Here is a 24,062-nt window from a genome sequence, read left to right on the forward strand (position 1 = left end):
CGCGCCTAGCGTGATCTGGTGCGCGGACCGGTTCTCCTCCTCGCCATCACGGTCACTCTGGCCACGCTGGTCACCGGGCGGGCCGACGCGGCGATCTCGGACACGTTCACGAGCCGGTTCGACGTCAACGCGAACGGTTCCATCATCCTGCGCGGCAACTCGAACCTGACCTGCTCGACGCTCGTGCTCCAGTGCGCCTCGGCCCGCACCGGCAGTGGGGTCTCGACCAGCTGGCTGAACAACAACAACCAGACGATGGTCTACACCGACGCCGACGGTGACCCCGTGTCGACGTTCAACGACAGCAGCTCGACCGTCACCCTGCCGGCCGGCAGCAGCGTCCTGTTCGCCGGCCTCTACTGGGGCGCCCTCACCGCCCTCGACGTCGGCGTGCTTCCGGCGCCTTCACCGAACAACAAGGGCAAAGTCCGATTTCGTACGCCGGCCGGCGCGACCTGGAATCCGATCGCCGCCGACGAGGTGTACACGGCGTCCACCTCCGCCTACGAGGGGTTCGCCGACGTCACCGCGCTGGTGGCGGCCGCCGGCAACGGCGTGTACTCGGTGGCCGACATCCAGGCCGCGACCGGCACCGGCACCTATGCGGGATGGGCGCTGGTGGTCGCGTACGGCAATTCCGCCGAGCCCCTGCGCAGCCTGCGCGTCTACGACGGCTTCGGGTCGATCACCGACAAGGACGTGGACATCCCGCTGTCCGGCTTCGAGACGCCGCACTCCGGGACCGTGCACACCGAGGTGGGAGCGGTCGCCTTCGAGGGCGACCTGGGCACGACGGGCGACAGCCTGAAGATCGACGGGCAGCCGCTGGGCGACACGGCCAACCCGCTCAGCCCGGTGAACGTCTTCAACAGCACGGTCAGCGAGAACGGCGCGATCGTCGGTGGCCGCGACCCGGCCTACCGCAACCTGTTCGGCGTCGACATCGACCGTTTCGACGCCAGCGGGATGCTCGGGCACGGCGTCACCCAGACCAAACTCACCATGTCCACGACCGGGGACGTGTACTACCCGGGCGTCCTCACCGTCGCCATCGACCTCTACGCCCCCAAGATCACCACGACGATGACCGGAACCGACGTCAACAACGGCGACCTCCTGCCGGGCGACGAGATCGAATACCGGATCGTCGTCCGCAACGAGGGCAGCGACACCGCCGACGGCGTGCGCCTGACCGACGCCATCCCGACCTACACGTCGTACGTGAGCGGCGGCCAGTACGCCGCCGGAAATGTCACCTTCGACCTCGGCAGCATCCCCTACCTCGGCACGACGACTGTCACGTTCCGGGTCCGGGTCGCCCTCGACACCCCGGCCCTGTACGCCATCGCCAACATGGTCAACGTCTCGTACACGGGCCGGACCACCAACGTGAGCGTCGCCGCCGTCGGCAGCACCCTGGCCGCGACGGTCAAGCAGCCCAAGGCCGACCTCGCCGCCGGCCTGACCATCAGCCCGGCCGACGTGCAGCGCGCCGCCGCCCCGAACGCCGTCACCTACACCGCCACGGTCACCGACCTGGGCCCCGACCCCGAGCCGGCCGCCCGGGTCGAGCTCACCCTCCCGGCCGGGGTCACCCCGGGCCCGCTCCCCTTCGGCTGCGCCACCTCGGCTCAGGTCGTCACCTGCCCGGCCGGGCAACTGGTCAGCGGCAGCAAGGCCACCGTGACCATCCCGGCCACCGCCGCGCCGGGCACCGCCACCTCGGCCCCGGCCACCCTGCGGGTCTCCGGGAGCGGCCAGGACCCGGCCCCGGGCAACGACACCGCCACGGCCACCCTGCGGGTGAACTCGCCACCGGTCGCCGTCCCCGACGCGGTCACCACGAGCCACGCCACAGCGGTCACCTTCGGCGTCCGGGACAACGACACCGACCCCGAGGACCCGAACACCGGCTTCACCGTCACGATCGTCGGCCCGCCGACCCACGGCAGCGCGGTGGTGCTGGCCGACAACTCGGTCCGCTACACGCCGCAGACCGGCTGGGCCGGCGCCGACCCGTTCCAGTACACGATCACCGACGGCCACGGCGGCTCGGCGACCGGCACGGCCACCGTGACCACTGCCAACGCCCCGCCCGTGGCCAACCCCGACGTCGCCGGCACCCCACCGGACACCCTGGTCACCCTGCTCGTGCTGGCCAACGACACCGACCCCAACCCGGGCGACATCCTGCACGTCACCGGCCTCGGCGCCGTCTCGCCGGCGTCGGCCGGCACCGCGGGCCGGGCCGGCGACCTGGTCAGCTTCCAGCCCGCGACGGGGTTCTCGGGCCGGGCCTCGTTCACCTACGTGGCCGACGACGGTCACGGCGGGCAGGCGACCGGCCAGGTGTACGTCGACGTGCAGAACGCCGCGCCGACCGCGGCCGACGACCTCGCCTCGACGCCGTACCTGACCGGTCTGCTGATCAACGTGCTCGGCAACGACCGGGACCCCAACGTGGGCGACACGATCAGCATCTCGGCGGTCGGCCCGCCCAGCGCCGGCACCGCCATCCCCGAGCCGGGCGGCATCCGCTACCAACCGCCGGTGGGCTTCTCCGGGGTGGCCACGTTCCGCTACGACATCCGGGACAACGGCGGTCTGCCCTCGTACGCCACGGTCACCGTCACCGTGGGCAACGCCCCGCCGACGGCGGCGAATCGGACCGCCACCACGCTGTACGGCATCCCGGCGGTGATCAACGTGCTGGCCTCCGCCACCGACCCCAACACCACCGACACCCTGACCGTCACCGGCACCACCGACCCGGCCCACGGTTCGGTCGCGCGCAACGTCACCGGCACGCTCACGTACACCCCGGACGCCCGCTTCTCGGGCACCGACTTCTTCGACTACACGGTGGGCGACGGCCACGGCGGCGCGGCCACCGCGCGGGTCACGGTCACGGTCGGCAACGGCGTGCCGGTGGCCCGGCCCGACTCGGTCACCGTGCGCACCAACCTGCCCGAGGTCATCGACGTGCTCGCCAACGACGACGAGGACCCGAACGGCACGCCCCTGACCATCACGGTCGGCACGCCGGCGCACGGCACGGCGGCGGTCGGCCCCGGCCAGAAGATCACCTACACGCCCGGTCCCGGGTTCCACGGCACCGACGCGTTCGCCTACACGCTCAGCGACGGCCTGGACACCTCGACCACGACCGTGACGGTCGGTGTGGTCAACTCGCCGCCCATCGCCCGCCCGGAGTCGGTCGCCACCGACACCGACGAGCGGGTGACCATCGATCCGCTGGCCAACGACGAGGACCCCAACGGTGACGCCCTGAGCCTGGTCGGCTTCACCGCGGCCGCGCACGGCACGGTGGCCCGCGACACCGACGACACGGTGATCTACACCCCGGCCCCCGGCTTCTACGGTCTCGACGCGTTCACCTACACCATCGAGGACACGGACCGGCTGGCCGTCTCGGCCGCCATCACGGTCACCGTGCGCAACGCCGCCCCGATCGCCGAGGACGACACCTTCGTGGTCCGGCCGGAGATCGTCACGGTGGTGGACGTCCTGGCCAACGACCACGACCCGAACACCGGCCAGCCGCTGGCGGTGTCGGCCACCGGCCCGGCCGCCGAGGGGACGGTCGCCCTGGCCGCGGACGGCACGGTGACCTACCGGGCCGACGCGGACTCACCGGGCGCCGACACCTTCACGTACGTGCTCACCGACGACTGGGGCCGCACCGACACCGGCACGGTGCACATCACCGTCGACTGGCCGCCGACGGCCGGCGACGACGACATCACGACGCCTTCCGGCACCGCCGTCGACATTCCGGTCCTGGCCAACGACACCGACCCGGAGGGCGGGCCGCTCACGGTCGTCACGGTCGGCACACCGGCGCGGGGCGCCGCCACGATCCTCCCGAACGGCCAGATCCGTTACCAGCCCCAGGGCAGCGCGGCCCAGGTCGAGACCTTCACCTACGGGGTACGGGACCGGGCCGGCAACACCGCCGGCGCCCACATCACCGTCCACGTCGACCAAGCCGTCACCCCACCGCCGGACCCGACCACAGCTCCCACCGCGCCACAGCCCACCGCGCCACAGCCCACCGCGCCACAGCCCACCGCGCCGCAACCCACCGCGCCGCAACCCACCGCGCCGCAACCCACCGCGCCGCAACCCACCGCGCCGCAACCCACCGCCACGCAGCCGGCCGCCACGCAGCCCGTCAGCCCGCGGCCCTCCGGCTCCTCGACCGCGACGGCCGGTCCCGCGCCGCCGGCGGGCACCTACAAACCTGTGGTTCCCGACAAGGTGGCCGCCGCCCAGCCGGGCCACCCCATCGGCATCCCGCTACCCGCCTCCGACGCCAACGGCCGCCCGGTGACCGTCCGCTCGGTGGGCCGGCCCGAACACGGCACAGCCGTCCTCAACGCCGACGGCACAGTCACCTACACCCCGCCGCCGGGCTTCGCCGGCGTCGACAGCTTCACCTACGAGGTGGTCGACGCCAACGGCAACATCGCCACGGCCACCATCACCGTGACCGTGGGCAAGCCCGACCAGCTCCCCGGCCCCGGCCTCCTGCCGCTCCCGGCCACCGGCGACAACATCCTCGCCGTGATCGCCGCCGGCGGCATCACCCTGACCATCGGCGCCGCCCTCTACTGGCTCGGCGCCTCCGGCGGAAAAGCAGAAAGGCGGGCCCGCCGAAGCGGACCCGCCTGACTAAGACTGGACTCAGAAGTCCATGTCACCGCCGCCCGGGGCGCCGGCCGGAGCCGGGTTCTTCTCGGGCTTGTCGGCCACGACGGCCTCGGTGGTGAGGAACAGCGCGGCGATCGACGCGGCGTTCTGCAGCGCCGAGCGGGTGACCTTGGCCGGGTCGATGATGCCCGCGGCCAGCAGGTCCACGTACTCGCCGGAGGCGGCGTTGAGGCCGTGACCCGGGTCGAGGTTGCGCACCTTCTCCACCACGACGCCGCCCTCGAGGCCGGCGTTCACGGCGATCTGACGCAGCGGGGCGTCGAGCGCGAGCTTGACGATCTGCGCGCCGGTCGCCTCGTCGCCGACCAGGTCGAGCTTGTCGAACGCGGTCTTGCCGGCCTGCACCAGGGCGACGCCACCACCGGGCACGATGCCCTCCTCGACGGCCGCCTTCGCGTTGCGAACGGCGTCCTCGATGCGGTGCTTGCGCTCCTTGAGCTCGACCTCGGTGGCCGCGCCGACCTTGATGACCGCAACACCGCCGGCCAGCTTGGCCAGGCGCTCCTGCAGCTTCTCACGGTCGTAGTCGGAGTCCGACTTCTCGATCTCGGCGCGGATCTGGTTGACCCGGCCCTGGATCTGCTCGGCGTTGCCCCCGCCGTCGACGACGGTGGTCTCGTCCTTGGTGATGACGATCTTGCGAGCGGTGCCGAGCAGGCTCAGGTCGGCGCCGTCGAGCTTGAGGCCGACCTCCTCGCTGATGACCGCGCCACCGGTGAGGATGGCGATGTCCTCGAGCATGGCCTTGCGGCGGTCACCGAAGCCCGGGGCCTTGACGGCGACGGACTTGAAGGTGCCGCGCACCTTGTTGACGACCAGGGTGGCCAGGGCCTCGCCCTCGACGTCCTCGGCGATGATGACCAGCGGCTTGCCGCCCTGCATGACCTTCTCGAGGATCGGGAGCAGGTCCTTCACCGCGGAGATCTTGCTGTTGGCGATCAGGATGTACGGGTCGTCGAAGACGGCCTCCATACGCTCGGCGTCGGTCATGAAGTACGCCGAGATGTAGCCCTTGTCGAAGCGCATGCCCTCGGTGAGCTCGAGCTCGAGACCGAAGGTGTTGCTCTCCTCGACGGTGATGACGCCTTCCTTGCCGACCTTGTCCATGGCCTCGGCGATGATCTCGCCGACCGTGGAGTCACCGGCGGAGATGGAGGCGGTGGAGGCGATCTGCTCCTTGGTCTCCACGTCCTTGGCCAGCTGCTGCAGGCCCTCGGAGACGCTGGCCACAGCGGCCTCGATGCCCCGCTTCAGGGCCATCGGGTTGGCGCCCGCGGCAACGTTACGCAGACCCTCACGGACCAGCGCCTGGGCGAGGACGGTCGCCGTCGTCGTGCCGTCACCGGCGACGTCGTCGGTCTTCTTGGCGACCTCCTTGACCAGCTCGGCGCCGATCTTCTCGAAGGTGTCCTCGAGCTCGATCTCCTTGGCGATCGACACACCATCGTTGGTGATGGTGGGAGCGCCCCACTTCTTCTCGAGCACGACGTTGCGGCCCTTGGGGCCGAGCGTCACCTTGACGGCGTCGGCGAGCTGGTTCATGCCCCGCTCGAGGCCGCGACGAGCTTCCTCGTCGAATGCGATGATCTTGGCCATACGGCTTTGTCCTCCTGGACATACGCGGTGCCGGGCCTCGTCGGCCCCGCCCGTTGCGGAACTCTGCGGACGTCACCACCTGGCGTCGTGACGTCCTCAGGCCGAGCCGGATAGCCCGCGACGACCGGCCCCGTGCCCCGGCGCCGATGGCGACGCCGTGACCGAGACCCCACCGTCCCGACCTGCTGGCACTCACCGCTAGCGAGTGCCAATGACTTGTTTAGCACTCTCGGGTGGCGAGTGCAAGGAAACGGCGGGCTCCCTAAGTCAGTCTTCAGGGGCGTTCAGCTCAGCGCGCAACGACCGGCTGGTCACCGGTCCTTCCGAGCGACGGCCTTGGCCGTACGCCACGAGCGCCGCCACCGCCCACACCTGGACCGCGACCACTCCGACGGCGGTCGCCGCGACCCCGCCGAACAGCTCGTCCGCCACTCGCGGCAGCACCGAGGCCACCGCCGAGACGGCCACCATCCCGACCGCCGGCCCCCGCCCCAGCAGATGCGCCGCCCGCCGCAGCCCATGACCTCGTTCGATCAGCAGCACACACCCGAAGACCCCGGCCACGGTCAGCACCCCGGTCGAGGCGACAGCGGTCAGAGCTTCGTTGGCCGCCAGCGACAACCCACCGGTCACCAGGCCCACAGCCGCGAACCGGAGCCACAGACCCCGCAGCCGGTACGCCACCAGACCCCACACCTGACGCGGGCCGGGCCGCACCCCGTCGGCCGCCGACGGCACGGCCACCCCGACCGCCGCGGCCAGACAGATGACAAAGGGCAGCGCCGACACGGTCAGGTAGGCCAGCCACATGGTCGGCAGCAACAGCAGCCCGAAACCACCGGCGAGATCGGACAGCGCCGGCGCCGCGATCACCGTGTCGTCCAGCCGGCCCACGAAGAAGTGCAGCGGCAGCGCCGCCAGAGCCATGGCCGGCAGCAGCCGCACCCCGTCCCGCCCGAGCACCGCCGCGACCCGCCCGGCCCAGCCCCGCAGCCCCGACCCGGCCGCCGGCACCAGCGGATCAGCCACCTCCGAAATCACCGTTTCGGGTACGCCCCCGCGCGGCAACTCAGCCGTCCGCGACTCCGGGTCGAAGGGGTCGGCCGCCGCCACCACCGGCCCTTCGACCATGTGCATAGCGCCTTCGCCCTGATCCATCGAAACACCTTGCCCCAGCACCCACTCCCCCCGCCACCCGGCACCCTCACCGCGACCGATCATCGCCGGACCGGACGGGCGGCCTCCTCGCCGAAAAGCAGCAGACCGCTCACCACGGCCGCCGCGATCCACCACGAATCGACGCCGAACCAGGCGAGAGTCGCGTGCCCGGCGATCAGCACCCCCACCATCGCCACCGGAGACATGTCGGGCCGACAGCGCGGACACAGCGCCTCCTGCTGTCCAGGCGACAGCTTCAGCCAGGTCGATCTGCAGATCGGCGTGCCCATCTGGTCGATCGGGGAGTCGACTCCGGCGAACGGGTCGCGCGGGCGTCCTCGTCGCGCCGGTCCTGGCTCAGCCGGCGAACGTCGCGCCACCTCCGCTCGGTGAGGCTGGTGTCGGACAGCGCCGTGATGGCGGTGCCGCCGGGCATCTGCTCGCCGCGGCTCACGAGGCTGCGGCTTCCACCGGTCCGATTACCGCTAACGGGTTGCCGGAGGGGTGGTCAGCGGGTAGTCAGGACGGCATGGACAGCTGGAGCGTGCACCGGGTCACCGTCGGCGACGCGGCGCGGATGCGGGCTCTTCGGCTCGAGATGCTGGCCGACAGCCCGCTCGCCTTTCTCGAGACGCTGGCTCAGGCGGCCGCCCGGTCGCACGAGGGCTACCGCCAGCGCATCGCCCAGGCCGCGACCGGGGACGAGATCGCCAACTTCGTGGCCGATCCCGGGCCCGGCAAGCGGCTCATCGGTCACGCCGGCGGCACTGTCGCCCACGATTCGGCGCCCGAGACCGTGGTCTTCGCCGTTTATGTCACCCCCGCCTACCGGGGCGGCAAGGTGCTTCCGGAGCTGATGGAGGCCGTCTTCGACTGGTCGCGGCGGGCCGGGCGGCGCCGGACGATGCTCGAGGTGGTCGTCGGCAATGATCGGGCCGTCCGGGCGTACGAGAAACTCGGTTTTGAAGACACCGGCGAACGCGTGCCCCACCCGGTGCTGCCGGCCCTGACCGAGCTGCGCATGCGGCGGCGGATCTGATGGCCCGGCGGCATGTGGCGCGCAGCCTGATCACCGCGGTGAACGGGACCACCGCCGTGGGCCTGCTCGTCGCCAAGCTGGGCGGCGCCAAGCTGCGGCGCGGCCGGAACGGGGTGTTGATCGCCGAGGGTTACCGGCTTCGGGTGCCGCCCGCGACGTGTTTCACGGTGGGCTCGGTGATCATGACGAGGCGGACGGCCGATTGGCTCCTCTCGCCCGAGAAGCAGGCCCTGTTCGGGCACGAATCCCACCACGCCACCCAGTACGCCGTACTCGGACCGCTGTTCTGGCCCGCCTACTGGGTGGCGTGCGGCTATTCGTACGCGATGTCACGCACCTACGGTTCCCGCAACATCTTCGAGCGGATGGCCGGCCTGGACGCGGGCGGGTACAAGCGGCACGTCAGGCGACGGTCTTCTGCCACTGGATCAGCGACTCCACCGGCTGGAATCCCATCGCGCGATTGACCCGCAGCATGTGCTCGTTGCTGGCCGCGTTGAACGTGTCGATCACCTCGACCCGCGGGTCGCTCTCCCGGACGTACCGCAGGTTCTCCAATTTGACCACGAGCCCGAGCCGGTGACCTCGGTGCTCCGGGTCGACCAGGGTGATGCTCTGCCAGATCTGCGCCGGTTTCTCGTTCTCGACCGAGATGGTCGTCACCGCGACCAGGCGCCCGTCGCGCAGCGCGCCGGAGTGGTAGGTGGTGCGCCCGCGCCGGGCCCGTGACCGCTCGTCCTCGCGGATCCGCTCGGCGTCGACCTTCTGCGCTTCCCAGGCGAGGTCGCCGACGGGCGAGTCGGTGAGGAGGCGGCCGCTGAGGTAGGCCACGTCGTCGATGATGTCGTCGGGTGCCACCCCGCTCCATTGCACCAGCCGGTAGTCGCCGGCCCCCGCCCACGCCTCGGCCAGCAGCTTGTCGAGGTAGGGCTGGTCGACCGTGGCGAGGTCGAGCCGGCTGCGGATCTCCTCGAGCCCGGCCGTGGCGCCCATCGCGGTGGCGAACGCGCCGCCGTCCGGGTGCCTCTGCACGGTCGGCCCGATCAGGTGGCGACGGCCGAGCTCGTGCGTGCGCGCCACGGCCAGCTCCCACAGCGCCCGCCCCACGCCCTGCCGCCGCGCCGAGGGCAGCACGCCCAGCTCGAGGTCGACCGTGTCGAGGTTGTCGTCCTGCGGCAGCCCCAGGGTCAGCAGCCCGACCGGCTCGCCGTCCAGCAGACCCAGGCTGCGCTCGTACGCGTAATCCGGCCACCCGTTCGCCACGGCGGCCCGATAGCCCTCCAGCGAGGAGAACGGAACGTCCGGCTGGTCGTGCTCCTGACAGGCGCGAGCGATCGCGTACGCCGTCTCCACCGCCTCACCGAGCGGCTCGGTGCGCACCCGCCCGCTCACAGGTCGTGCTGCCATTCGGTGGAGGTCTCGACCGCGCGGTAGCCCATGGCCCGGTTGATCCGCAGCATGTGCTCGTTCTGCGAGGCGTTGAAGGTGTCGATCGCCTCGATGCCGGGCCGGTGGTGGCGGATGTTGTCGAGGTTGGCCAGTTTCACCAGCAGGCCGAGGCGGTGGCCGCGGTGGCCGGGGTCGACCAGCGTGGTCTGCTGCCAGGCCTGTACGGGCTGGGCCAGCTCGCCGGCGATGACCGTCCAGGCCACCAGCTTGTCGCCGTGCAGCGCCCCCGCGCAGTAGCTGATCCGGCCGCGTTTCTGCCGCGCCTCCTCGTCCTCGCGCAGGCGGTCGGCGTCGATCTTCTCCGGTTCCCAGGCGATGTCGCCGGTCGGCGCGTCGGCCAGCAGCCGGCTCTCCAGATAGGCGACGTCGTCGATGATCTCGCGGGCCGGCACACCGAGCCAGTCGATCACCCGGTAGCCCTCGGCGTGGGCCAGCGCCTCCGCGCGCAGCTTGTCGAGGTGGCCCTCGTCGATCTTGGTCAGGTCGAGCCGGCTACGGGTGTCCTCCAGGCCCGCGACGGCGCCCATCGCGCGGGCGAACGCGGCGCCGTCGGGGTGGGTGTCCACGGTCGAGCCGATGACGTGTTTGCGGCCGTTCGCGGCGGCGCGCTCGAGCATGAACTCGTAGAGGGCCCGGCCCACACCGTGCCGCCGGTGTTCCGGCAGGACGTCGAGCACCATGTGCGCGTTGGTGAGGTTGTCGAGCTGGAACAGCTCCAGTCCTCCGAAGCCGACCGGTTCGCCGTCGAGCAGACCGAGGTACCGCTCGAAGGCCGCGCCGGGTGGCGGATGGAGCAGGCCCGCTTTGAAGGCTTTCTCGGTCATGAAGGGCAGGTCGGGGGATTCGTGTTGCTTCGCGGCCCGCAGGATCCGGTAGGCGACGGGATCCCGCCCGTCAAAGGGCTCGATCGATACACGCATGGCCGCCACCCTTCCGGGCGACGGCCATGAACGCGAACGATTTTGGTCGGGAGAACGGACGCACACCGCCTCCGGCAGTGGGTCGTTGGGTCCCTCGAGAGATTGTCACCAAGCTCGAGGTGAGGGACCGCGTACGGCGTCGCGCCCTCCCGCAGAGAGCATCCTGCCGACCCGGAGATCGGTTCGCAAGTCCTCGCGGGATGGAATTCTCACTTGCTGGCAGATTGCCGACTACAGAGTGTTATCCGAGCAGGCCGGCCTCGCGCGCGCCCTTCAGCGACGGCTTGATCGTGTGAGTCGGGCCGACCTGGCCGGCGACCGCGTCGAGGGTCTTGAGTCCCTCGCCCGTGTTGTAGACGACGGTCTCCTTCTCGGGGTCGAGCTTTCCGCTCTCCACAAGCTTCTTGAATACGGCCACAGTGGTGCCGCCGGCGGTCTCGGCGAAGATGCCGGTCGTCTCGGCCAGCAGCCGGATGCCGGCGCGGATCTCCTCGTCGTCGGCGTAGTCCATCCAGCCGCCGGTGCGCTTGACGGCCTCGATCGCGTACGCCCCGGCCGCCGGGTCGCCGATGTTCAGCGACTTCGCGATGCCGGTCGGCTTCACCGGGACGATCTCGTCGGTGCCCTTCTGCAGCGCCGTGGCGATCGGGTTGCAGCCGGCCGACTGGGCGCCGAAGACCGTCCAGCCGCCCTCGGGCGGCTCGGCCAGGCCGATCTCGACCAGCTCGCTGAACGCCTTGTCGACCTTGGTCAGCAGCTCGCCCGAGGCCATCGGGATGACCACCTGAGCCGGGATGCGCCAACCGAGCTGCTCGGCCACCTCGTACCCCAGGGTCTTGGAACCCTCGGCGTAGAACGGGCGCACGTTGACGTTGACGAAGGCGGTGTCCTCGAACTCGTCGGTCTCCACGAGCTCGCCGCAGAGCCGGTTCACGTCGTCGTACGAGCCCTCGATGGCCACCAGCTCGCCGCCGTACACAGCGGTCGTGATGATCTTTCCCTGCTCGAGGTCGTGCGGGATGAAGACGATGCTGGGGGCGCCGGCCCGGGCCGCGTGCGCGGCCACCGAGTTGGCCAGGTTGCCGGTGGAGGCGCAGGCGAAGCGGGTGAAGCCGAGCCCGCGGGCCGCGGTGAGCGCCACCGAGACGACCCGGTCCTTGAACGAGTGGGTCGGGTTGGCCGAGTCGTCCTTGACGTACAGGGGCGCCCGCAGGCCGACCGCGGCGGCCAGGGCCGGGGCGCTGACCAGCGGCGTCAGCCCGGGGTCGAGGGTCACCCGGGTGGCCGGGTCCTGCCCGGCGGGCAGCAGCGCCGCGTAGCGCCAGATGTTCTGCGGGCCCGACTCGATGTCGGCCCGGGTCACCCGCGCGAGGGCCGCCTGGTCGTAGGCGACCTCGAGCGGGCCGAAACACTCGTAACAGGCGTGCTGCGCGACCAGCGGGTATTCCGCACCGCAGGCACGGCAGACGAGACCCTTGGCGGGCGAAGTGGTGGTGGTAGCGCTGGGTGCACTGACGGTAGACGTCATCGAGGCCTTCCCTCTCATCTTTCCCCGCGGCGACCTGCCGGCGAGGACGGAATTAGCACCTGCCGCGCTCGGCCTCGTCATCGAGACTGCGTGGTGGTTGCCGGGGCTTCATCGGGCCGTTCCCTCTGCCCCTCTGGATGAGGTATTCAGTTGTTTCCCACACCTTACGACGAAATCCCGGTAAGACGCTCGCGGGTTCCCGAGGTGTGAGCCACACCCTTCAGCGGTAGCGGGCGATCATCGTACGGACGGCCTCGGTGACCGCCTTGTCGTTGGCGGCGGCGCCCGGCGCCCAGTCGGTGAGCAGCAGCGACGGCCAGAAGACGAAGTTCGAGATCATGCCGAGGAACTGGGTCGCGGCCATCTCGGGGTCCTCGAGCTTCGCGTCGGACAGGTACCGCCGTACCGACTCGAAGTAGGGCATCTTCCCCCGGCTGAACTGGGCCTCGCCCAGCTCCGGAAAGCGCGGCAGCTCGGCGATGACGATCCGGAAGAGCGCGGTCATGCCCGGCCGCGTCAGCAGCTCGACGTAGCGGCGGCCGATCGCCGTCAGCCCCGCTTCCAGATCGTCCACCGGCGGCTCGGGACCGTCCGCGTCCTCGACCCGCCACGACTCGGTGACGATGGCGTCGAAGAGCGCGGCCTTGGTCGGGAACTGCTTGAACAGCGTGGCCTTGGAGACCCCGGCCGCGTCGGCGATCTTCGCGAGCGACGTCCCGTCGTAGCCGGACGCGAGAAACAGGCCGGTCGCCGCGTCCAGGATCGCCGCGCGCTTCTGCTCGGCGACGCGCTGGTGGTACGTGCTCATGCCCTCAGTATGACCAACAGCGAGGTGAGTCACTTGACTCACCTCGGCTCCGAATGGTGAGGTGAGTCGGTCAGCTCACCTCCGAACGAAGGACGCACCATGCGCTTCACCGATCACACCGTCCTGATCACCGGTGGCACCGGCGGGATGGGCGAGAGTCACGTCCGCGCCTTCCACGCCGAGGGCGCCGACGTCGTCATCGGCAGCACGGCCACCGGCCTGGCCCGGGCCACCGAGCTCGCCGAGGAGCTGGGGGCCTTCCCGGTACGCCTCGACGTCACCAGCGAGGACGACTGGACGACCGCCGTGGCCGCCGCCGAGAAGGCGTACGGGAAAGTCTCGATCCTGGTCAACAACGCCGGAGCGCAGAACCCGGCGACACCGATCGAGGCCACCGGCCGGGACCTCTGGGACCGCACCTTCGCGGTGAACGTGACCGGCCAGTTCCTCGGCATCAAGGCGGTCACCCCCGCGATGCGCCGGGCGGGCGGCGGCGCGATCGTCAACATCGGCTCGACCATGGCGTACGGCGGCACGTCCCGCTACGCCTCCTACGTGGCCGCCAAGTGGGCCCTGCGCGGCCTGACCCGCAGCGCCGCCCTCGAACTGGGCCGCGACAACATCCGGGTCAACGCCCTGCACCCCGGCGTGATCGCCACCAAGCTGATCACCGAGCCGGCCGAGCCCGGCGGCCGCCCGATCGCCGACTTCTACGACCCTTCGCCGTACGCCGTACCCCGCCTCGGCGAACCCGCCGACATCACCGCCACCCTGCTTCACCTGGCCGGCTCGCCCTTCACCACCGGCACCGACGTGGTCGTCGACGGCGGTCTCCTGCTCGGCCCGGCCCTCTGAGCTCACGTGACGAAGGCGGTCGAGATCCGCGACCTGGTCAGTCGCTGAGACCCAGCATCGCCCGGCAGGCCGGCACCCCGTCGACGACGACCGGGGGCCGCGCCTGCCCACTCCAGCCCTCCCGGGTCAGCCGCAGCCGGTCGGAGACGAGCGCCTCACCGTCCCGCGCGTCCACCGAGATCCCGTCCGGCCGATAGCCGAGCTTGCGCGACACCCGCTGCGACGCGTGGTTGTCCTGGAACACCTCGGTCAGCGCCGCCGTGGCGCCGAGATGGTCGAACGCCAGCGCCAGCAGCCCGGCCCGGGCCTCGGTCCCGTAGCCCCGCCCCTGATGCGCGAGCCCCAGCCACGACCAGGTCTTGACCTCCCGCACCACCGCGAAGTCCCGCGCCCGGAGCCCGACCAGCCCGATCGGCTCCCCATCCCGGAACACCCCGAACCCGAGCTCCCAGTCGTCGGGCCGCCACGAGGCCAGCGCCGCCCAGTGCCCGCGCAGAACCGCCCGCGCCCGCTCCTCGGCGCTCCCGTCGGTCCACGGCGTCAGAAACGGCCGCTCCCCGTCCCGGTGCACCCCGGCACCCGCCAGCCGCGCCAGCTTCTCCAGCTCGTCCTCATCGGGAAGCCGCAACTCGACCCGCGCCCCGACAACCCGCAGCCCGAACGGCGGCCAAAGATCGGCATTCATCCCGTGATCCTGGCCGCCCACCCACAGCCCTCAGATGGCCGGGGTCGTACTCAGAAGCCAGGCCATCGGCTGGGCACCCTCGGGCTCCAGCATGTATTCGCCGGCGCCACCGTCGAGACGATGGCGATGAACGGTCGTGACGCCGTCGCGCTCGACGATCCAGTAGTGCGGAATCCCGGCCTTGGCATATTCGATCTTCTTGATCACCCGGTCGACCACCTCGGAGCCCCGGGACACCACCTCGATGGCGAGCAGCAGGCCCACGATGCCGGCATAGCTCGACCGAGCCGGACGCGGCGGCTGGTCCTTCGCCCACACAGTCAGGTCGGGCACCCGCCCGCCACCGACGTCGATGCCGCAGTCCGTCACCACTTGATCCGGGCCGTAACCGTTGGTCAGGAACCAGGCGAACATCCTCGAGACCAACAGCGCGTGTTCGGGGTCGGCGGGGGGCACAACGGACAACACTCCCTCAGGGCTGAGTTCGTAACGATGGTTCTCGTCGGCCGCCGCCATCACCGCAAGGTCATCCAACGTCACCTGCGCCGGCATCCCAGCACCCACGGCCTCGGCGCTCATCATGCCTCCCTCAGCAGTGCGCGTGTTTCATCCGCGTACCCCACCAACGTACCGGCAGAGGGGTTTGAAGGGGGTGGTCTCCACCCGGAGTGGTTCGGGTGGCTGCGGACGGTCACTGGAATGGCGGGATTGGCGTGAGAAGGGCTCGGGATATTGACGGGAGTGCCTAAAGTCTCGCGGGTGACTGCCGTATTGGAGATTGCCGGGCTGCAGAAGACCTATCGCAGCCGCAAAGGGACGCGGAAGGCGCTCGACGGGTTCGACATGGTTGTCGAGGCGGGTCAGGTGCATGGCTTTCTCGGGCCCAACGGGTCGGGGAAGACCACCACGTTGCGGACGCTGCTGGGGCTGATCAAACCCAATGGCGGCCGCATGGCCATTCTCGGCAAGGAGGTTCCGCGGCATCTGCCGGAGACGGCCGGGCAGGTCGGGGCGATTGTGGAGAGCCCGCAGTTCTTCGGCAATTTCAGCGCGTCCGACACGCTGTCGCTGCTGGCCGACGCCGGCAATGTGCGACGGCAGCGGGTGACCGAGGTGCTGGAGCTGGTCGGGCTGCGCGATCGGGGCAAGGATCGGGTCAAGACCTATTCGCTCGGTATGAAGCAGCGCCTCGCGGTGGCTTCCGCTCTGCTCAAGGAGCCGAAGCTGCTGATTCTGGACGAGCCGGCGAACGGTCTCGACCCGGGCGGTATCCGGGAGATGCGGTCGCTGATGCGCACCCTGGCCGAGTCCGGCATGACCGTCGTGTTGTCCAGCCACATCCTCGGTGAGATCCAGCTGATCTGCGACGAGGTCACCATCATCTCGGCCGGGCGGCGGGTGGCCGCCGGCTCGGTCGCCTCCGTGCTGGCCAGCCACACCAGTTCGTCGGTCAAGGTCCGGCTGGAGCCGGGGGTGGACCAGCGGGCCGCGGTCGAGGTGCTACGGGCGAACGGCGCCCAGGTCACCGTCGAAACCGACCACTTCACCGTCGGCAACGCCGGCAACCCGGCGCAGATCACCCGGATCCTGGCCGAGCGGCAGATCTACGTCAGCGAGCTGACCCCGGTCTCGGCCGACCTGGAGAGCGTCTTCCTCGAGTTGACCGGCACCGCGCCGGTCGAGGGGCAGAACCGCCAGGTCGATCAGACCGCGAGCGTCGGAGGGTGGGGACAGTGAGCCTCTACAAGGCGGAGACCCGGCGGCTGTTCAAGCGCCGATTCACCAAGCTTTTCCTGATCGGCGCGGTGGCCGTGCTGGCCGCCGTCGCCATCGGCATCTTCTTCTCCAACCAGAAGGTCGGCCCCACCCAGATCGCCGCGGCCAAGGCGGAGGCCCAGGCCCAGTTCGAGCGGGACAGCCAGCAGGCAGTGAAGGACAAGGCGTCCTGTGAGGCGGCCAAAGGCACCCCGCAGGCGAACCAGTGGCCGCCGGACTGCGAGCAGCTCGCCCCGGCGAGCCAGGAGAACTACAACTACGAGTGGTACATGCCGCCGACGTTCATCCTGCGGGAGAGCTTCCCGGACATGGCGACCACGCTGGCGGCGCTGCTGGCGCTGGCCGCCTTCATCGTCGGCGCGTCGTTCGTGGGTGCCGAGTGGAGCAGCGGCGGCATGATGAATCTGCTGCTGTGGCGGCCTCAGCGGCTGAAGGTACTGGGCACGAAATTGCTCACTCTGCTGGCGAGTTTCACCGTCATCACGGTGGTGTTGTCGGCGATCTGGACGGGCGTCTTCTATCTGATCGCCGAGCTTCGGGGCAACACCGACAGCATGACCTCGGGCGTCTGGCAGTCCTTCGCGCTCATGGAGTTGCGCGGCCTGATTCTCGTGCTGGTCGCGGGGGCTGTCGGTTTCGGCCTGGCCTCGCTCGGGCGGCACACCGCGATGGCGCTGGGCGTGACCATCGGCGCCGTGATCGTGTTCCAGTTCGGACTGGGCGTGGTGCTGGAGCTGGCCAAGGTGAAGTTCGTTCAGGCGTACCTGATCCCGGCCTGGATCACCGCCTGGATGAACAAGGAGGTCACGATCGAGGACTACAACTCCTGTGACTTCTCCTCGGTCAACGGTTGCCAGCCGGCTCAGCTGACGCTGACGTGGCCGATGGCGGCCGCCCTGCTGGGTGGCGTCTTCGTCGTTGTCACCGGCGCCGCAATGTGGACGATGCGTAGTCGAGACATCACATAATGTAAGAGCTTATGCTGACGACCATGTCCGACGAGCAGCCGCCCATTCCGGCGCCCCGCGAGCCGGACAAGTCTGAATTATCCGACCGGGACCGCGAGATCCTGTCCTTCGAGGCCCGCTGGTGGAAACACGCGGGCGCGAAGGAACAGGCCATCCGGGACACGTTCGAGCTCTCCTCGACGCGCTACTACCAGCTGCTGAACGCGCTGCTGGACAACCCGGCGGCCCTCGAGCACGATCCCGTGCTGGTGGGCCGCCTCCGGCGTCTCCGATCGACGCGCGCGCGAACGCGCCGCCGATAGAATCAGGGCTGGTGCGTTTCCGCGTACGCCTCGAGCCACGCCACCTGAGTCGGATCAAGTGACGCCCGTACGCGCCGGCGCGCGCTCGCCACGTTGCCGGCCGTGACAGTGGTCGCCTCCAGCGAGTCCCGCATCGCGGCCAGCGCCGCCTCGCGGATCAGCGCCGCGCAGTCGGCCGCCGAGAAGCCCTCCAGCTCGGCCCCGAGGACCTTGAGATCGACCGCCTCGTCCAACGGCACCGCCTTGGCCGAGGCCTGAAGGATCGCGGCCCGCGCGTCGGCGTCCGGCGGCGGCACGTAGATCAGGCGCTCGAGCCGCCCCGGCCGCAGCAGCGCCGGGTCGATCAGGTCGGGCCGGTTGGTCGCCCCGATCACCACCACGTTGCGCAGGTCCTCCACGCCGTCGAGCTCGGTCAGCAGGGCCGCCACCACCCGGTCGGCCGTGCCCCCGTCGGTCGCCTGCCCGCGGGTCGGCGCCAGCGCGTCGACCTCGTCCAGGAAGACCAGCGTGGGCGCCGCCTCCCGGGCCCGGCGGAACAGCTCCCGGACCGCCCGCTCGCTGTCGCCGACCCACTTGCTCAGCAGCTCGGCGCCCTTGACCGACAGCACGTTGGCCTTGCCGGTGCCGGCGATCGCCTTGACCAGGTACGTCTTTCCGCAACCGGGCGGGCCGTAGAGCAGGACACCGCGCGGGGGCGAGACGCCGAGCCGGGCGAACGTGTCCGGGTAGGTCAGCGGCCACAGCACCGACTCGGTGAGCACCTGCTTGACGTCGGCCAGGTCGCCCACGTCGTCGAGGGTCACGGCGGCCACCTCGAGCGTCGAGTCGGCCATCGAGGTGGGCCGGACGACGTCGAGCGCGGCCTCGAAGTCGGCCATGGTCACGGTCGGCGACTCGGCGTCCTTCTGCCGCAGGGCGGCCCGCACCCCGGCCTCGCGGGCCAGCGCGCCCAGGTCGGCGGCGACGAAGCCCGGCGTGCGCCCGGAGATCTCGTCGAGGCGTACGTCCTCGGCCAGCGGCACGCCGCGGGTGAGCACGGCCAGCTGCTCGCGGCGCAGCGCCTGGTCGGGCAGGGGCACTGCCAGCTGGACGGCGAGCAGGTCGGGCGCGCGCAGCGACGGGTCGACCGACTCGGGCCGGCTCGTGGTGCACACCACGGCCGCACCGGACCGAACGACCTCTTCGAGGATCTGGCGGAAGACAGTGGCGATCGGCTTGGGCTCGTCGCGCGGGGCGAGCGCGTCCACGTCCGAGAACAAGAGGACGGCCGGCCCGCCGGAGCGAGCATCGCGCGCCAGCTCGCGCAACCTGCCCGCGGCCGAGTCGGCGGCCAGCGCGGCCAGCTCCGGCGCCCACGTGGGGAGCACACGGGCGCCGACCTGCGCCGCCACGGCCCGTACCAGCGCGGATTTTCCTGATCCGGCCGGACCCGAGATCAGCACGCCCAGCGACACCTTGGTGTTGAGCCGGGCCAGCACCTCGCCGTGGTGGAAGCCGAGGTCGAGCAGTTCCTCGAGCTCCTTGGCCTGCGCCCGCAGGCCGGGCAGGTCGTCGATGCTCGGCGGCGGCACGTCCGGATCGGTCGAGGCGGGCGCCTGCGGCCGCGCGGCCGGGCCGGGCACCGGCGACGACGACTGGCCGTCCTGCCAGCCGACCACCGAGTCCATGGTGACCACGGCGGCCTCGGCCCCCTCGACCGCGACCACGGTCAGCAGCGCCGTCGTCCACTGATATCCGAGCCGGTTGCGCAGGTTCCGGCCGATGTCCTGAACCGGCATGCGCTGACCCTCGCGCAGCGGCACGTCCTGCGGGTAGAGGGACACGTTGTCGCCCTCGCTGAGCACCTTGCCCAGCAGGGCCAGGCGCAGGATCTCGGGCGAGACCAGCGCGACCACGTCGGCCGGTCCGGCCAGCGTGACCCGCCGCGCGGCTACCGCCGGCAGCTTGGCCACGGTGACCCGGGCGCCGTCGCGGATGCCGAGGTTGCCCAGGGTGAGGTCGTCGGCGTAGAGGAACTCGCGGCTCGCGGACGCCTCGGCCTTGGCGGCCAGCGCCGCGGTCGTGCGGCCGCCGGTCAGCCGTACCGGATCACCGGGGTTGATCGTCAGGGCCGTCATGACCGCCGGGTGCAGGCGGACCACACCGCGGCGGTTGTCGAGACCGGCCAGCCGAAGGGTCGCCGTCAGCGTGAGTTCTTCGTCCACCGGGCCAACGCTATCGTCCGCCGGCTCCTGAGAGGTTTCACAGCCGCCGCTCAGACCCGGCCGGATAGCGTTTCGGCATGTCTTGGTCATCACGGCTGCCCCGGCTCACCCGTAGCCGCGTCATCGCCGGCGCTGTGGTCCTCGTGCTCGTCGCGGGGCTGGTCGGGTGGGCCGCCCGGCCGGAAAGCAAGAGCTGGACCGTGAAGGACCAGATGATCACCGTGCCGACCGGGCCCGGCGGCGCGGCGACAGTCGCCCTCGACACCCGGCTCTACCTGCCCGAAGACCACGACGACAAGGTACCGGCGGTGCTGCTCGCGCACGGCTTCGGCGGCACCAAGGATTCGGTCAGCGACGACGCCGAGTCCCTGGCCGACCGGGGCTACGCCGTGCTGACCTGGACCGCGCAGGGGTTCGGCCGCAGCGGGGGCCAGATCCACCTGGACAGCCCCGACTACGAGGTGCGCGACGCCCAGGGCCTGCTCGACTGGCTCGCCCAGCGTCCCGAGATCCGGACCGACGCCACCGGCGACCCGCGCGTCGGGGTGGTCGGCGGCTCGTACGGCGGCGCCCTGGCCTTGATGCTCGCGGCCCAGGACTCACGGGTCGACGCGATCGTCCCGTCGATCACCTGGAACGACCTGAACAACGTCTTCCTGCAGCAGTCCGCGGCCACCGAGACCACCGGCGTCTTCAAGAAGGGCTGGGCCGGCGTCTTCTTCGGCAACGGCGGTTCCGACGCACCCTCCGGTGCGCTCGCCAACCCCGCCTGCGGGCGCTTCGCCGCCGACATCTGCGCCGCCTATCTGCAGGTCGCCACCACGGGCGTACCCGATCAAAAAACTTCGGATCTTCTTCGCAGGTCGAGCCCGGCGCCGGTCCTGAACAAGATCAAGGCGCCCACCCTGCTGGTGCAGGGCGAGGTCGACACGCTCTTCCCGCTCTCCGAGGCCGACGCGAACGCCAAGGGCATCGCCGCCGCCGGCACCCCGGTGCGGGTCGCCTGGTTCACCGGCGGCCACGACGGCGGGGCCGGCCCGCAGACCGACCAGGACAGGGTGAAGTTCCTGACCGTGCAGTGGCTCGACCACTACGTGAAGGGCGAGGGCGACAAGCCGTCCGACAGCTTCACGTACTCGCGGGTGGCCGGCTTCAGCGCGCTCGACCGGGGCCTGGTGACCAACGGGTACTCCACCGGCACGTACCCCGGACTCGGCGGAACCGGAACCACCCAGATCTCCCTCGAAGGATCGGCGCAGCCGATCGCCAACCCGCCGAACGGCAACCCGGGCGCCCTGTCGTCCCTGCCCGGCACCGGCGGCCGGCTCAGCACGCTGCTGGCCGGCGTGGCCGCCGACATCCCCGGCCAGTTCGCCGCCTTCAACTCCGGCCCGCTGGCCGAGGCGGTCGACGTGGCGGGCTCGCCGACCGTGCGGCTGCGGGCCGCCTCGCCGACCGGTGAGGCCACCCTGTTCGTCAAGCTCTACGACGTCGACCAGCAGGGCGCCGAGACGCTGAGCGCCGGCCTGATCGCCCCGGTCCGGCTCACCGGCCTGCCGTCGTCGATCTCCGCGGCCCAACCGGTCACGGTCACCCTGCCCGCGATCGTCCGCCAGATCGACAAGGGTCATTCCGTACGGGTCGTGGTCGCCACCACCGACCAGGCGTTCCTCTCGCCCACCGCACCCGCCACGTACACCGTCGCGGTCGAACCGGCGCTCACCCTGCCGACCGTCGTCGGCGAGCCGATCGCCAACCCGCAGACCGTGTGGCGCTACGTGCTGGCCGGGCTCCTGCTGGCCATCGCCCTCGGCCTCGCGGTGGTCCTTCTCGTGCGCCGCCGCCGGCTTCGCCGGCAGCACATCCCCACTCTTTCGCAATTCGCCGACACGCCGCTGGTCGTGAAGGGCCTGCGCAAGGCGTACGGGGACGGGTTCGTGGCCGTGGAGGAAATCAGCTTCACGGTCGAGCGCGGTCAGGTCGTCGGCCTGCTCGGCCCCAACGGCGCGGGCAAGACCACCACGCTGCGCGTGCTCATGGGCCTGACCATGCCGACCGCCGGCGAGGCCCTGGTCTTCGGCCACCGGCTCGTCCCCGGCTCGCCGGTGCTGTCCCGGGTCGGCGCGCTCGTCGAAGGCCCCGGCTTCATGCCGCACATGACCGGCTGGGAGAACCTGCAGGCGTACTGGAAAGCCACCGGCCGCCCGGTCGAGGACGCGCACTTCGACGATGCCCTGGCCATCGCCGGCCTGGGCGACTCGGTGCACCGGCGCACCCGCAAGTACAGCCACGGCATGCGCCAGCGGCTCGCCATCGCCCAGGCCATGCTCGGCCTGCCCGAACTGCTGGTGCTCGACGAACCCACCGACGGCCTCGACCCGCCGCAGATCGCCGAGATGCGCCGCGTCCTGAAGCGCTACGCCACCGACGGCCGGGCGGTGCTGGTCTCCAGCCACCTGCTGGCCGAGGTGGAACAGACCTGCACGCACGCCGTGGTGGTCAACAAGGGCCGGATCGTCGCCGCCGGCCCCGTCGAGGACATCGTCGGCGAGTCCCCCTCGGTGCAGATCGAGGTCTCCGACGTGCCCGCGGCGTCCCGGGTCCTCAGCGACCTGGGCGTGCGCTCGGTGACCCCCGACGGCCCCAGCGGCCTGATCGTGGACGTGAACGGCACCCCGCGCTCCGAGGTGATCGCCTCGCTGGTGCGGGCCGGGGTGGACGTGGACCGTGTGGTGCCGCGCCGGCGCCTCGAGGACGCTTTCCTGGCCCTGGTCGGGGAGAGCTCGGCAGGAAGTGGAGACCGATGAGCGTCACTAGTGCCGGCGCGACCGGCTACCGGCCGTCCCGCACCCTGCCCATCTGGGCCGAGGTGCGCCGGCAGGCGTCCCGCCGGCGTACCCAGGGCGCCCTGGGCTTCATGGTCCTGCTGCCGCTGATCGTCCTGGTGGCGTTCGCCGTCGGCGGCAACGGCGACGACGACTCCGAGGGCAGCGCCTTCGGCAGCCTGGTCGACCTGGCCACCTCCGGCGGCCTCAACTTCGCCCTGTTCTGCCTGGCCGTGTCGGCGGGCTTCCTGCTGGTGGTGGTGGTCGCCCTGTTCTGCGGCGACCCGGTGGCCAGCGAGGCCGGTTGGGGCAGCCTCAGATACCTGCTGGCCATCCCCGTCCCGAGGGCCCGCCTGCTGGCGGTGAAGCTGATCGTCGCCCTGCTGTACTCGCTGGCGGCCCTGCTGACCTTGACCGCGACGGCCCTGATCGCCGGCACGATCCGCTACGGCTGGCACCCCCTGGGCAGCTCGGTGGCGGCCGAGATCCCACCCGGCCCCGGCCTGCTCCGCATCCTGGGCGTGGCGGGCTACCTGGCCGTCTCGATGCTGATCGTGGCCGGCATAGCCTTCCTGCTGACCGTCCTGACCGACGCCCCACTGGCCGCGGTCGGCGGCGCGGTGATGCTCTGGATCCTGTCCAGCATCCTCGACCAGATCACCGCCCTGGGCGGCATCCGCAACATCCTGCCCACCCACTACAGCGACGCCTGGATGGGCCTGCTCTCCACCCCCGCCCAGGTGGACGACCTGGTCAAGGGCGCCATCAGCGCCGTCTGCTACGCCACGGTGTGCTGGTCCTTGGCGTTCTGGCGCTTCACCCGCAAGGACGTCACTTCCTGAACGCCGCGATGTCCCCCCGCAGTTCCTCGTCGAGCTCCTCGAGCTCCGCGACGTCGATCACGGCCCGCAGCCGCGCCGCCTGGTCGGCGTGCCCCTGCCAGTAGGCGTGCGGCACCCGCACCACAGCGGCCAGCAGGTCACCCGGATAGAAATCACCTTCGGCGAGGGGGTCACGCTCCAACTCGTCCAGCGCCAGCGGAAGAAGAATCTCGAGCCCTTCCTTCTGCCCGATGAGCACACGCAGCCCTTCGACCCCCAGCGCCCCGACCGGCCGCCGGCGCAGCGCGTAGACGGTTGCCACCAGCCGGGAGGCGTCCGCCGGCGGCTCGCCCCACGCCTTCCCCTCGATCTCTTCCAGCGACTGCTGCACGTC

19 protein-coding genes, 1 pseudogene and 1 riboswitch are annotated in these 24,062 nt (G+C 71.0%); of the genes and pseudogenes, 9 read left to right on the forward strand and 11 right to left on the reverse strand.

Features of this window, described 5'->3' with window-relative positions; genetic code table 11:
• Positions 1-18: 18 nt before the first annotated feature.
• Positions 19-4,695, forward strand: a complete 4,677-nt coding sequence (locus ACGFJ7_RS06335) for an Ig-like domain-containing protein (protein ID WP_392641133.1) — start codon at positions 19-21, stop codon at positions 4,693-4,695.
• A gap of 12 nt (positions 4,696-4,707) precedes the next feature.
• Here the strand turns inward: ACGFJ7_RS06335 and groL are convergent, their stop codons facing one another.
• From groL to ACGFJ7_RS06350, 3 genes are all read right to left on the reverse strand, one after another.
• The gene (gene groL, locus ACGFJ7_RS06340) at positions 4,708-6,330 is read right to left on the reverse strand and encodes a chaperonin GroEL (protein WP_360247066.1); all 1,623 of its coding nucleotides are present in this window, start codon (positions 6,328-6,330) and stop codon (positions 4,708-4,710) included.
• A gap of 267 nt (positions 6,331-6,597) precedes the next feature.
• Positions 6,598-7,488, reverse strand: a complete 891-nt coding sequence (locus tag ACGFJ7_RS06345) for a hypothetical protein (protein ID WP_360247068.1) — start codon at positions 7,486-7,488, stop codon at positions 6,598-6,600.
• Between the two features lie 59 nt (positions 7,489-7,547).
• Positions 7,548-7,778: a hypothetical protein gene (locus ACGFJ7_RS06350; protein ID WP_360247070.1), complete on the reverse strand. Its 231-nt coding sequence runs from the start codon at positions 7,776-7,778 to the stop codon at positions 7,548-7,550.
• Positions 7,779-8,017: 239 nt separating this feature from the next.
• Between ACGFJ7_RS06350 and ACGFJ7_RS06355 the strand changes: the two genes are divergently transcribed.
• On the forward strand, positions 8,018-8,527 hold the full coding sequence (locus tag ACGFJ7_RS06355; RefSeq protein ID WP_360247072.1) for a GNAT family N-acetyltransferase: 510 nt from the start codon (positions 8,018-8,020) through the stop codon (positions 8,525-8,527).
• The gene (locus ACGFJ7_RS06360; protein WP_360247074.1) at positions 8,527-8,994 is read left to right on the forward strand and encodes a hypothetical protein; all 468 of its coding nucleotides are present in this window, start codon (positions 8,527-8,529) and stop codon (positions 8,992-8,994) included. The genes ACGFJ7_RS06355 and ACGFJ7_RS06360 overlap by 1 nt, the downstream gene beginning before the upstream one ends.
• On the opposite strand, the gene ACGFJ7_RS06365 is transcribed toward ACGFJ7_RS06360, so the two are convergent.
• The 4 genes from ACGFJ7_RS06365 to ACGFJ7_RS06380 all read right to left on the reverse strand — a co-directional run bounded on the left by ACGFJ7_RS06365 (position 8,930) and on the right by ACGFJ7_RS06380 (position 13,232).
• A complete protein-coding gene (locus tag ACGFJ7_RS06365; RefSeq protein ID WP_392641137.1) occupies positions 8,930-9,934 on the reverse strand; it encodes a GNAT family N-acetyltransferase in 1,005 nt (334 codons plus the stop codon). The genes ACGFJ7_RS06360 and ACGFJ7_RS06365 overlap by 65 nt on opposite strands.
• The gene (locus tag ACGFJ7_RS06370) at positions 9,916-10,896 is read right to left on the reverse strand and encodes a GNAT family N-acetyltransferase (RefSeq protein WP_360247078.1); all 981 of its coding nucleotides are present in this window, start codon (positions 10,894-10,896) and stop codon (positions 9,916-9,918) included. Before ACGFJ7_RS06370 ends, ACGFJ7_RS06365 begins: the two co-directional genes overlap by 19 nt.
• A gap of 241 nt (positions 10,897-11,137) precedes the next feature.
• Positions 11,138-12,424 (reverse strand): threonine synthase, encoded by a 1,287-nt coding sequence (gene thrC, locus ACGFJ7_RS06375; RefSeq protein WP_392641139.1) that lies wholly within the window; start codon positions 12,422-12,424, stop codon positions 11,138-11,140.
• An 11-nt stretch (positions 12,425-12,435) separates the two neighbouring features.
• Positions 12,436-12,568, reverse strand: a riboswitch (SAM riboswitch).
• A 76-nt stretch (positions 12,569-12,644) separates the two neighbouring features.
• Complete coding sequence (locus ACGFJ7_RS06380; protein ID WP_392641141.1) at positions 12,645-13,232, reverse strand: TetR/AcrR family transcriptional regulator; 588 nt, start codon at positions 13,230-13,232, stop codon at positions 12,645-12,647.
• Between the two features lie 99 nt (positions 13,233-13,331).
• Here ACGFJ7_RS06380 and ACGFJ7_RS06385 point away from each other — a divergent pair, with 99 nt between their 5' ends.
• Positions 13,332-14,087 carry an SDR family oxidoreductase gene (locus tag ACGFJ7_RS06385; RefSeq protein ID WP_360247084.1) on the forward strand — a complete coding sequence of 252 codons (756 nt, stop codon included), beginning with the start codon at positions 13,332-13,334 and terminating at the stop codon, positions 14,085-14,087.
• A 37-nt stretch (positions 14,088-14,124) separates the two neighbouring features.
• Here the strand turns inward: ACGFJ7_RS06385 and ACGFJ7_RS06390 are convergent, their stop codons facing one another.
• Both ACGFJ7_RS06390 and ACGFJ7_RS06395 read right to left on the reverse strand, forming a co-directional pair.
• Complete coding sequence (locus ACGFJ7_RS06390; RefSeq protein WP_392641143.1) at positions 14,125-14,772, reverse strand: GNAT family N-acetyltransferase; 648 nt, start codon at positions 14,770-14,772, stop codon at positions 14,125-14,127.
• Between the two features lie 30 nt (positions 14,773-14,802).
• The gene (locus ACGFJ7_RS06395; protein WP_392641145.1) at positions 14,803-15,351 is read right to left on the reverse strand and encodes a Uma2 family endonuclease; all 549 of its coding nucleotides are present in this window, start codon (positions 15,349-15,351) and stop codon (positions 14,803-14,805) included.
• A 180-nt stretch (positions 15,352-15,531) separates the two neighbouring features.
• Here ACGFJ7_RS06395 and ACGFJ7_RS06400 point away from each other — a divergent pair, with 180 nt between their 5' ends.
• The 3 genes and pseudogenes from ACGFJ7_RS06400 to ACGFJ7_RS06410 all read left to right on the forward strand — a co-directional run.
• Entirely contained in the window at positions 15,532-16,509 is a 978-nt protein-coding gene (locus tag ACGFJ7_RS06400; protein WP_392641147.1) for an ATP-binding cassette domain-containing protein, read from the forward strand.
• Positions 16,506-17,516 carry an ABC transporter permease subunit gene (locus tag ACGFJ7_RS06405; protein WP_392641149.1) on the forward strand — a complete coding sequence of 337 codons (1,011 nt, stop codon included), beginning with the start codon at positions 16,506-16,508 and terminating at the stop codon, positions 17,514-17,516. Before ACGFJ7_RS06400 ends, ACGFJ7_RS06405 begins: the two co-directional genes overlap by 4 nt.
• A gap of 77 nt (positions 17,517-17,593) precedes the next feature.
• A pseudogene (locus ACGFJ7_RS06410) lies at positions 17,594-17,818 on the forward strand (DUF3263 domain-containing protein); the annotation flags it as partial.
• A gap of 2 nt (positions 17,819-17,820) precedes the next feature.
• On the opposite strand, the gene ACGFJ7_RS06415 reads toward ACGFJ7_RS06410, so the two are convergent.
• A complete protein-coding gene (locus ACGFJ7_RS06415; protein ID WP_392641151.1) occupies positions 17,821-20,022 on the reverse strand; it encodes an AAA family ATPase in 2,202 nt (733 codons plus the stop codon).
• A 77-nt stretch (positions 20,023-20,099) separates the two neighbouring features.
• Between ACGFJ7_RS06415 and ACGFJ7_RS06420 the strand changes: the two genes are divergently transcribed.
• Positions 20,100-22,829 carry an alpha/beta fold hydrolase gene (locus ACGFJ7_RS06420; RefSeq protein WP_392641153.1) on the forward strand — a complete coding sequence of 910 codons (2,730 nt, stop codon included), beginning with the start codon at positions 20,100-20,102 and terminating at the stop codon, positions 22,827-22,829.
• Positions 22,826-23,689 carry an ABC transporter permease subunit gene (locus ACGFJ7_RS06425; protein ID WP_360247098.1) on the forward strand — a complete coding sequence of 288 codons (864 nt, stop codon included), beginning with the start codon at positions 22,826-22,828 and terminating at the stop codon, positions 23,687-23,689. Before ACGFJ7_RS06420 ends, ACGFJ7_RS06425 begins: the two co-directional genes overlap by 4 nt.
• Here the strand turns inward: ACGFJ7_RS06425 and ACGFJ7_RS06430 are convergent.
• Entirely contained in the window at positions 23,679-24,059 is a 381-nt protein-coding gene (locus tag ACGFJ7_RS06430) for a contact-dependent growth inhibition system immunity protein (protein ID WP_360247100.1), read from the reverse strand. The genes ACGFJ7_RS06425 and ACGFJ7_RS06430 overlap by 11 nt on opposite strands.
• Positions 24,060-24,062 lie beyond the last annotated feature (3 nt).

The sequence above is a fragment of the Actinoplanes sp. NPDC048988 genome, from assembly GCF_043197815.1.
GTDB lineage: Bacteria > Actinomycetota > Actinomycetes > Mycobacteriales > Micromonosporaceae > Actinoplanes.

Excerpts from the sequence above, each read along its gene's own strand:
- groL (WP_360247066.1), bottom strand. The coding sequence starts at position 6,330 with ATGGCCAAGATCATCGCATTCGACGAGGAAGCTCGTCGCGGCCTCGAG.
- ACGFJ7_RS06345 (WP_360247068.1), bottom strand. The coding sequence starts at position 7,488 with ATGGATCAGGGCGAAGGCGCTATGCACATGGTCGAAGGGCCGGTGGTG.
- ACGFJ7_RS06350 (WP_360247070.1), bottom strand. The coding sequence starts at position 7,778 with ATGGGCACGCCGATCTGCAGATCGACCTGGCTGAAGCTGTCGCCTGGA.
- ACGFJ7_RS06355 (WP_360247072.1), top strand. The coding sequence starts at position 8,018 with ATGGACAGCTGGAGCGTGCACCGGGTCACCGTCGGCGACGCGGCGCGG.
- ACGFJ7_RS06360 (WP_360247074.1), top strand. The coding sequence starts at position 8,527 with ATGGCCCGGCGGCATGTGGCGCGCAGCCTGATCACCGCGGTGAACGGG.
- ACGFJ7_RS06365 (WP_392641137.1), bottom strand. The coding sequence starts at position 9,934 with ATGGCAGCACGACCTGTGAGCGGGCGGGTGCGCACCGAGCCGCTCGGT.
- ACGFJ7_RS06370 (WP_360247078.1), bottom strand. The coding sequence starts at position 10,896 with ATGCGTGTATCGATCGAGCCCTTTGACGGGCGGGATCCCGTCGCCTAC.
- thrC (WP_392641139.1), bottom strand. The coding sequence starts at position 12,424 with ATGACGTCTACCGTCAGTGCACCCAGCGCTACCACCACCACTTCGCCC.
- ACGFJ7_RS06380 (WP_392641141.1), bottom strand. The coding sequence starts at position 13,232 with ATGAGCACGTACCACCAGCGCGTCGCCGAGCAGAAGCGCGCGGCGATC.
- ACGFJ7_RS06385 (WP_360247084.1), top strand. The coding sequence starts at position 13,332 with ATGCGCTTCACCGATCACACCGTCCTGATCACCGGTGGCACCGGCGGG.
- ACGFJ7_RS06390 (WP_392641143.1), bottom strand. The coding sequence starts at position 14,772 with ATGAATGCCGATCTTTGGCCGCCGTTCGGGCTGCGGGTTGTCGGGGCG.
- ACGFJ7_RS06395 (WP_392641145.1), bottom strand. The coding sequence starts at position 15,351 with ATGAGCGCCGAGGCCGTGGGTGCTGGGATGCCGGCGCAGGTGACGTTG.
- ACGFJ7_RS06420 (WP_392641153.1), top strand. The coding sequence starts at position 20,100 with ATGTCTTGGTCATCACGGCTGCCCCGGCTCACCCGTAGCCGCGTCATC.
- ACGFJ7_RS06425 (WP_360247098.1), top strand. The coding sequence starts at position 22,826 with ATGAGCGTCACTAGTGCCGGCGCGACCGGCTACCGGCCGTCCCGCACC.